The organism is Brevundimonas sp. (genome assembly GCF_036400995.1).
Classification (GTDB): domain Bacteria; phylum Pseudomonadota; class Alphaproteobacteria; order Caulobacterales; family Caulobacteraceae; genus Brevundimonas.
Genome location: NZ_DASWWG010000025.1, coordinates 19,820 through 28,793, shown reverse-complemented (window position 1 = coordinate 28,793; position 8,974 = coordinate 19,820). Strand labels below are relative to the sequence as shown.

The 8,974-nt window shown below is 70.2% G+C and carries 6 protein-coding genes and 1 pseudogene; 2 read left to right on the top strand and 5 right to left on the bottom strand.

Annotation, left to right across the window (positions count from 1 at the left end):
- From VGE03_RS03475 to VGE03_RS03460, 4 genes and pseudogenes are all read right to left on the bottom strand, one after another.
- A pseudogene (locus VGE03_RS03475) lies at positions 1 to 230 on the bottom strand (phosphogluconate dehydratase); the annotation flags it as partial.
- A complete protein-coding gene (pgl, locus tag VGE03_RS03470; protein ID WP_331045080.1) occupies positions 230 to 940 on the bottom strand; it encodes a 6-phosphogluconolactonase in 711 nt (236 codons plus the stop codon). The pseudogene VGE03_RS03475 and the gene pgl, both read right to left, overlap by 1 nt.
- Positions 933 to 2,393 (bottom strand): glucose-6-phosphate dehydrogenase, encoded by a 1,461-nt coding sequence (gene zwf / locus VGE03_RS03465; RefSeq protein WP_331045079.1) that lies wholly within the window; start codon positions 2,391 to 2,393, stop codon positions 933 to 935. Before zwf ends, pgl begins: the two co-directional genes overlap by 8 nt.
- A 181-nt stretch (positions 2,394 to 2,574) precedes the next feature.
- Complete coding sequence (locus VGE03_RS03460; protein ID WP_331045078.1) at positions 2,575 to 3,471, bottom strand: peptidase; 897 nt, start codon at positions 3,469 to 3,471, stop codon at positions 2,575 to 2,577.
- A 123-nt stretch (positions 3,472 to 3,594) separates the two neighbouring features.
- Here VGE03_RS03460 and VGE03_RS03455 point away from each other — a divergent pair, with 123 nt between their 5' ends.
- On the top strand, positions 3,595 to 4,803 hold the full coding sequence (locus tag VGE03_RS03455) for an NAD(P)/FAD-dependent oxidoreductase (protein ID WP_331045077.1): 1,209 nt from the start codon (positions 3,595 to 3,597) through the stop codon (positions 4,801 to 4,803).
- 2 nt (positions 4,804 to 4,805) lie between these two features.
- Here the strand turns inward: VGE03_RS03455 and VGE03_RS03450 are convergent, their stop codons facing one another.
- Positions 4,806 to 6,344: a bifunctional diguanylate cyclase/phosphodiesterase gene (locus VGE03_RS03450; protein ID WP_331045076.1), complete on the bottom strand. Its 1,539-nt coding sequence runs from the start codon at positions 6,342 to 6,344 to the stop codon at positions 4,806 to 4,808.
- Positions 6,345 to 6,647: 303 nt separating this feature from the next.
- Between VGE03_RS03450 and VGE03_RS03445 the strand changes: the two genes are divergently transcribed.
- Positions 6,648 to 8,951 (top strand): TonB-dependent siderophore receptor, encoded by a 2,304-nt coding sequence (locus VGE03_RS03445; RefSeq protein WP_331045075.1) that lies wholly within the window; start codon positions 6,648 to 6,650, stop codon positions 8,949 to 8,951.
- Positions 8,952 to 8,974 lie beyond the last annotated feature (23 nt).

The window sequence follows — 8,974 nt, the reverse complement described above, 5'->3', positions numbered from 1 at the left end:
AAGGCGGTGACGACGCCGACGTTCGGCTGCTTGCCGCCCATGGCGGTCAGCTTGTCGGCGAGGGTCTGGCCCGCGAAGGCGTGGGCCCAGTTGGCGCAGGACAGCTTGGCGCGGCCGGCGCCGCTGTCGCGGGCGGCGTCCATGCGGCGCAGGTAGTCGGTGCGGGTGGTGCGCGAGCGCTCGACGATGCGGGCGGTCACCTCGGCGACGACGGGATGGAGCTTGGGCATCAGGCGGCGGCCTCCGTCCACAGGACTTCAAGCGGGACGTTCGCGGCGATCAGGGCGGCGATGGGCTGGATCGCGGGATCGCCCGCGGCCTCGCGTTCGAACACCGCCCGCTTCTGCTTGCCGGTGAGGGCCAGGACCACGCGGCGGGCCTGCGCCAGATACGGCAGGTTGATCGACAGGCGCTCGAGGCTGGGGGCCAGGCCGTCGCGGCCGTGGGGGACGCCCAGCACGGTCGGCTTGAGCGTCGGGGTGAGCAGGGTCTTCAGGGTCGGGCTTTCGGGGAACATGGAGCAGATATGGCCATCCTCCCCCATGCCGAGAAGGACGGCGTCCAGACGCCCGCCCTCGGCCGCCAGCGCATGGGCGGCGACGATGGCGGCGCGGTCGACGGTGACCTCGGGCGTGTAGAGGGGGACGAAGCGGGCGGCGGCGGCCGGGCCGGTCAGCAGGGTGCGCTTCATCAGGGCGGCGTTGGAGTCCGGCGAGGTCTCCGGCACGTAGCGCTCGTCCACCAGCGTCACGGCGACCTTCGACCAGTCCAGCGTCGCGGCGCCCATCAGGCGGTAGACGGGCGAGGGGGTCGAGCCGCCCGCGCCCGCGAACACGGCCTTGCCGGTTTCGGCGACGGCGGCCGCGAGGGTGTCGGTCAGGCGGTCGGCGCAGGCGGAGGCCCAGGCGGCGCCGTCGGCGAAGGTCTCGATCTCAGGCATCCGAAACGTTCCACTCGCGGCCGGTGCGGGCCATCAGCATGTCGGAGGCGTCGGGGCCCCAGGTCCCGGCGACGTATTCCTGCGGCTTCACATCGCCGTCGGCCCAGGCCTCGGAGACCTCGTCGACCCATTTCCACGCCTCTTCCGCCTCGTCGCGACGGACGAAGAGGGTGGAGTCGCCGTGCAGGGCGTCCAGCAGCAGGCGCTCGTAGGCGATGCGGCGACGGGGCGGCTTGTCGCCCTTTCCACCGACGCCCCACGACAGGCTCATCTTGATCGGCTGGAGCTGCATCCGCTGGTCCAGGCCGGGGCGCTTGTTCATCACCGTCAGGGAGATGTCCTCCTCGGGCTGCAGCTCGATGATCATGCGGTTGGCCTGCACGTCGCCGCGGTCGTCGCGGTCGAAGATCGAGTGCGGCAGCGGCTTGAACTGGATGACGATCTCGGTGCGCTTCTCGGGCAGGCGCTTGCCGGTGCGCATGAAGAAGGGCACGCCCGCCCAGCGCCAGTTGTCGATGTCGGCGCGGATGGCGACGAAGGTCTCGGTGTCCGAGTCCTGGCCGCGCTCCTCGTCATAGCCTTTGGCCGGCTGGCCTTCGCTGACGCCCGCCACGTACTGGCCGCGCACGGTGACGCGCTCGGCCTCGTCGTGGGTGATGCGGCGCAGGGAGCGCAGGACCTTGACCTTCTCGTTGCGGACCGAGTCCGGGTCGAGGTCGGACGGCGGCTCCATGGCCACGAGGCAGAGGAGCTGCAGCATGTGGTTCTGCAGCATGTCCCGCAGGGCGCCGTACTCGTCGTAGTAGGGCCAGCGGTCGCCGACGCCGACCGTCTCGCCGATGGTGATCTGGACGTGGTCGATCGACAGGTTGTTCCACAGCGGCTCGAACACGGTGTTGCCGAAACGCAGGGCGATCAGGTTCTGGACCGTCTCCTTGCCGAGGTAGTGGTCGATGCGGAAGACCTGGTCCTCGCGGAAGGCGTGCCCGACCGCGTCGTCGATCTCACGGAAGCTGCCCAGGTCGCGCCCGACCGGCTTCTCCAGCACCACGCGGCAGTTCCGCTCGGCCAGGCCGGCGGCCTTCATCGCCGTGACGATGCGGGCGTAGAGGGAGGGGGAGACCGCCAGGAAGGAGGTGATCTCGCCGTCGCCGCATTTGTCCCGGAGCGGCTTCAGGCTGTCGGCGCTGGTGGCGTCGACCGGCAGGTAGTCGAGGCGGGCCTCCATGCGGGCCCAGGAGGCTTCGGACCAGGCCTCGTCCGGACGGGCCTTGCTCTCGACCGCGGACCGGACCTTGGCGACGTATTCGTCGCGGCTTTCGTCCGAGCGGGCCGCGCCGATGATCTTCAGATCGTCGGCGAGCAGGCCTTCGTGATCGAGGAAATACAGCGAAGGCAGAAGCATCCGCATGGCGAGGTCGCCGCCGCCGCCGAACAGCACAAGGGCCGCCATTCGTGCTCCTTCACTCGTTGAACCCTTCAGGATGAAGGGTCTTTGGCCGCTTCCGCACGCCGAGCCAACCACCGCGGGCGCGCTGAAACACCATGTGACGGTCAAGGTGGAAAAGCGAAACGGGCGTCAGGGTCAATCCCCGACGCCCGTCAGCGGTTCCGAAGCCGGAAAACCGGGGGTCCTACGGCACTTCCGTGATCAGCAGCGTCGCCGACTGGTTGCCGCCGCTGTAGGTGCCGACCCAGATGTCATAGACGCCCGAGGACGGCTTGGAGAAATAGACTTGGGCGTTGTTGCCGCCACCGGAGTCGTCGTCGCAGTACCACTCGCCGTCCGGTCCGTTGACCACCAGGGTGGTGTCGGCGCCGGAGCGGGTCTGGATGGCCAGCGGCAGGGAGCCGGCGGTGTAGGTGATCTGGTAGTCCGGCGCGGTCGCGATCGACCCGCGGCATGAGGACGAGACGGTCGAGGCCTGCAGGCCGCCGCCGGCGACCACGCTGACCTGATGGGGATCGGGCGTGAAGCCGGAGCTCAGATAGGTCTCGCCGTAGGTGGCGCGGGCGCTGGTGTCCGGGTAGCCGCCGCCACCACCGCCACCGCCGCCGCCGCCGTTGCCGCCGGCGCTGTACAGCTCGGAGATGGCGAGGGTCGCCGAGGCGGTCCCGCCGCTGAAGGTGCCGACCCAGATGTCATAGGTGCCGGACTGCGGATTGTTGAAGGTGACCAGCGGGTTGTTCCCGTTGGTGTCGTCATTGCAGTACCAGCGGCCGTCCGGGCCGTTCACGACCAGGGTCGTGTCCGTCGACGAGGTCGAGGTGATGTAGAGCGGCAGCGAGCCGGCCGAATAGGTCAGCTCATAGTCGGGCGCGCGGGCGATGGAGCCCGTGCAGGGCGAACCGAGGCCCGAGGCGTCCAGCGAGCCGCCCGCGGTCAGGGTGACCGAGTGCGGATCCGGCGCGAAGCCCGAGCTGAGGCGGACGGAACCGTAGGTCGCCGTCGCGGAGGTGTCCTGCGCCTGGGCGGCGGGGACGACCAGCAGTAGGGCGGCCGTGGCGGCGATGAGAGACCTGACCAGCATAATTCATTCCCCCGGGAACATTTGACAGAACGACGTTTGCACGACGCCGCCGGTCCGGCAAGGCGGAGCGCAGCGCGTACGAGAGACTTGGCGTTTTCGGCTGTATCGCACTACTTGCGAAACATGACGAAGGTTCTGATCATCGGTGCGGGACATGCGGGCGGAACCGCCGCGGCCCTGCTGCGCCAGTACGGCCATGAGGGCCCCATTGTTCTGGCGGGCGAGGAGGCCGCGCCACCCTATCAACGGCCGCCGCTGTCCAAGGCCTGGCTGAAGGGCGAGGCCGATCTGGAGGCGCTGCTGCTGCGCCCCGAGAGCTTCTACGCCGAACAGGACATCGACCTGCGCACCGGGGTGACGGCTACGGCGATCGACCCCGCGGGCAAGACCGTGGCCTTCGCCGACGGGACGGTGGAGCCGTACGACGTGCTGATCCTGGCCACCGGCTCGACGGCGCGGCGGCTGGCCCTGCCCGGCGCGGACCGGCCGGACCTGCTGGAGCTGCGGACGCTGGTGGACGCCGAGAAGCTGAAGGCGGCGCTGGGGTCCGGCAAGCGGCTGGCGGTGGTCGGCGGCGGCTACGTCGGGCTGGAGGCGGCGGCCTCGGCCCGGGCGCTGGGCGCGGAGGCGGTGGTCATCGAGCGGATGGACCGGGTGCTGGCCCGGGTCGCGTCGGAGACCCTGTCGACCTTCTTCACCGAACACCATCGCGCGCACGGCGTGGAGATCCTGACCTCGGCCGAGGTGACCGGGTTCGAGGACGCGGGCGTCCGGCTGGCCGACGGGCGGCTGATCGAGGCCGATGCGGTGCTGGTGGGCGTCGGCGCCCTGGCCTGCGAGCAGCTGGCGCGCGAGGCCGGTCTGACCTGCCTGAACGGGGTCGTGGTCGATGCGGAGGCGCGGACCTCGGATCCGTCGATCTTCGCCATCGGCGACGTCACCTTCCGGCCCGTGCCGGTCCACGGCGGGGCCATGCACCGGCTGGAGAGCGTGCCCAATGCGCTGGAGCAGGCCAAGCAGGCGGCCTCGGCCATCGTCGGCCGGGCGGCTCCCGCGCCGGAGACGCCGTGGTTCTGGTCGGACCAGTACGAGGTGAAGCTGCAGATCGCCGGCCTGCCGGGCGAGGCGGACCGGCAGGTGGTGCGGGGCGAAGTGGCCGCCGGCGCCTTCGCGGTCTTCCATCTGGCGGGCGACCGCATCGTCTGCGTCGAGGCGGTGAACGCCCCGGCGGAGTTCATGGCCGGACGGATGATGATCGGGAGGCAGACGCCGGTGGACGCCGGAAAGCTGGCCGATACGGCGGTGTCGATGAAGGCGGTCGCGGCGGCCTGAGGTCAGGCGGCGGCGGTGTCGTCGGCGTCGTCGACGGCGGGGCCTTCCAGCCGGGTCAGCAACTCGGCCAGCGGACGCGGCTTTCCGATCAGGAAGCCCTGGGCCATGTCGCACCCCATGCCGCGCAGCAGGGCCAGGGCGGTCGGGGTCTCGACCCCCTCGGCGGTGATCTTCAGGCCCAGGCCGTGGGCCAGGTCGATGGTGGACTTCACCAGCAGGGCGTCGCGGGCGGACTGGTCCAGCCCGACGATGAACTCCTTGTCGATCTTCAGTTCGTCGGCGCGGATGCGCTTCAGATAGGCGAGGGACGACAGGCCGGAGCCGTAGTCGTCCAGCGAGATACGCAGGCCCGCCTCGGACAGGCGGCTGATCACCGCCAGGGCGCGCTCCGGGTCATGCATGACGGCCGTCTCGGTGATCTCGAAGCACAGGCGCGCGTCGGTCCCGGCGATCTCACGCAGGGCGAAGTCGGCGAAGGCGTCGTCTGACAACAGGCGGCCGGACACGTTGATCGAGACCAGCACCTCATGTCCGGCGGCGGCCAGCACGGCCTGATCGACGATGGCCTGACGGACGACCCATTCGGTGAGGGGGCGGATGTGGCCGGTCTCCTCGGCCATGGCGACGAACAGGTCGGGCGGCACCACGCCGCGGCGGGGGTGGGTCCAGCGGGCCAGGGCCTCGACCCCGGTGATCCGCTCGGCGCGGAAGTCGTACTTGGGCTGGTAGGCCAGCGAGAACTCGCCGTTGTCCAGCGCGGCCATCAGTTCCGAGATCAGGGACAGATTGCCGGACGGGTCGCCGTAGTCGGCGGCGTCGAAGCCGGCGGCGACGCGGCGCATGCGGCGGGCGCGGGCGACGGCGATGGCGGCGCGGTCGACCGGCGAGGTCAGGCTGGCGCCGGTCTCGCCGCCCCGGGCGACCCCGGCGGTCAGGGCGATGTCCACCGGCGCGCCGGCGACGTCGAAGGGGGCGTGCGCGGCCTCGCACAGGGTGGTGGCGATCTGCAGCGCCTCGGCCTCGTCGCGGGCGACCACGACCAGTCCCAGCACGGCGGCGCTGACCCGGGAGATGGAGGCGCCCGACAGGGCGGCGAGGCGGCGTCCGACGGCGGTGACCAGCCGGGCCATGGCGTCGTAGCCGATGGCGTTGCGCACCACCTCGAAGCGGTCGATGCCGATCAGGATGACCCAGAGGCCGTCCTGCGAGGCGGCGAGACGCTCGATCGCCAGCCGGTTCGGCAAGCCGGTCTCGTGGTCATGCAGGGCGATGTGGGTCAGGCGGTCTTCCCGGTCGCGCAGATCGCGGAGCATGACCCGGAAGCCGACGGCCAGTCCGATCAGGGCGACCACCGCGACGGCGAGGCCGCCGACCGTGGCGGCCGTATGGGGCGTCACGGCGCCGCCGAGCGGCAGCAGGGCGGGCAGGAACAGGCTGGAGAAGACGGCGACGCAGAAGAGCGCCGCGTACAGCAACGCCAGCCGGGTCTGCAGTCGATCAAGCCGCGAAAGCAGTCGATGCAGAACGGCGGGCGGGGTCATCAGCGGACGGTCCCCGGCGGTGCGAATGCACGGGCGCGCGGGCTCCGGACGGCGTCGGGCCCGATCAGGGTCGGCCGGGACAGGGTGGCGAACCGCGATCTCACTGACCCAAGTTGCGCCACACTGATGAACCGCGGGTAAAGCCGCCGGGCGGTGGCCATGACCCGCCCGCGAGGGCCACGGCGACGCTGGAACGCCACGCGCCGACGAATTGTGAGAATGTGTCGCAAAAACGGTTGCGGCGTGCCGCAAAGGTGATATTGCGAGCCGCTCGCAGATGTTCTCCTCTCCGGACCTACTCCCATGACCAGCCGCGCCGACGCGCTCCGTTCGCTCCTCTTCGCCTCCAGCGCCGCCGGCATGCTGCTCAGCGCCGCGCCCGCCCTCGCCGGGGACCCGGCGGTGGTCGCGACCGACCCGCTGCAGGACCAGGAAGCCACGACCCTGGGCACGGTCACGGTGACGGGCCAGCAGGTCCGCCGCGAGCCGCAGTCGCCGGAGTTCGTCGCGCCGCTGGTCGACACCCCGCGCGCGGTGACCATCATCCCGCAACAGATCATCGAGCAGACCGGCGCCACCTCGCTGCAGGACATCCTGCGCACCTCGCCGGGCATCACCTTCGGCGCCGGTGAAGGCGGCCAGCCGCTGGCCGACCGTCCGTTCATCCGCGGCCAGTCCTCGGGCAACAACATCTTCGTCGACGGCATCCGCGACTCGGGCGGCCAGCAGCGCGAGGTGTTCAACCTCGAGCAGGTCGAGGTCGTGAAGGGGCCGGACTCGGTCTACTCGGGCCGCGGCTCGGGCGGCGGCAGCATCAACCTGGGTTCGAAGGCGCCGCGCCTGCAGGACTTCACCCACTACGGCCTGGGCGTCGGCACCGACGGCTATCTGCGCGGCACGATTGACCAGAACTGGGACCTGGGCGGCACCGCGGCCCTGCGCCTGAACCTGATGGGCGCCGAGGGCGACGTCCCCGGCCGTGACTCGGTCGATTACGACAAGTGGGGCCTGGGCCTGTCGCTGGCCGCCGGTCTGGGCACGCCGACCTCGGCGACCATGAGCTACTATCACCTGACGTCGAACCAGATGCCCGACTACGGCATCCCGCTGTTCACCAAGATCGGCGTCCGGACCACCGACAGCGGCATCCTGGACGTGCCGTACGACAGCTTCTACGGGCTGGAGGCGCGCGACTACCTGACCAACACCGTCGACACCTTCACCTTCGACGTGAAGCACACCTTCGGCGCCTGGACCCTGCGCAACGTCAGCCGCTATTCCGAGACCCTGAACGACTATGTCGTGACCAACCCGGGCGACGGCGGGAACATCACCAACAACGGCGTGGCCCTGATCGGCGGCGTCTACTGGATGAAGCGCGGGACCAAGTCGCGCTGGAACCCGACCACCACCCTGGCCAATGTGACCACCCTGAACGGCGAGTTCTCGACCGGCGGTCTGGTGCACAACCTGTCGGCGGGCGTGGAATGGTCGCGTGAGAAGAACAACAACGCCTCGTACACGGTCACCACGACCGGCGGGGTGGCCTGCCCGGCGCCGCTGACCGGCTTCGACTGCACCCCGCTGTACGATCCGAACCCGAGCGATCCGTGGATCGGCACCATCACCCGCGGTCCGGTCACCTTCGCCACGACCGACAGCCTCGGCGTCTCGCTGTTCGACTCGATCGCGCTGACCGACAGCCTGCTGCTGAACCTCGGCGTCCGCTACGACGAGTATTCGGTCGACGGCCGCAACCCGGCGGGCACGCCGTCGGGCTCGACCTACACGACGGTCGGCGCGGACTGGGAGTTCGTGAACTACCAGGTCGGGCTGGTCTACAAGCCGACGGCGAACTCGAGCGTCTACGTCTCGTACTCGACCGCCGCGACGCCGCCGATCACCGCCGCGGGCGACCAGAGCGGCGCCGGGACGGGGCTGGGCTCGGGCGGGCTGTCGGGCGACATCCTGGACCCGGAAGAGACCACCAACTGGGAAATCGGCGCCAAGGCCAACCTGTTCAACGACCGTCTGGCCGTGTCCGGCGCGGCCTTCATCCTGACCCGCGAGAACGCCCAGATCCTGGTCGGCCCGACCTCGACCGACTTCGAGCAGGCCGGCGAAGTCGAGGTGCGCGGCGTCGAGCTGGGCATCTCGGGCAACATCACCCCCGAGTGGCAGGTCTTCGGCGGTTACACCTGGATGGACTCCGAGCTGGTGAAGGGCGCCGTGACCATCGTCGGCGGCGTGCCGGTTCCGAACCCGCTGGAAGGCCAGCCGCTGGCCAACACCCCCGAGCACTCATTCAGCCTGTTCAGCACCTACCGGGTGACGAACGCCCTGACCCTTGGCGGCGGCGTCTACTATGTGTCCGACAGCTTCGGTGGGAACCAGGGCGGCGCCGGCGGCGGCGCGAACCGGATCTATGCGCCGGAATACACCCGTCTGGACCTGTTCGCCTCGTACGACCTGACCGACAACGCCTCGCTGCAGCTGAACGTCCAGAACGCCGGCGACGAGGAGTACATCCTGCGGACCAACGGCGTGCACCACGCGGACGTGGCGCCGGCCCGTCAGGCCACGCTGACGCTGAACCTGCGCTACTAGGGTTCAGCCGTCGAAATCTGCGC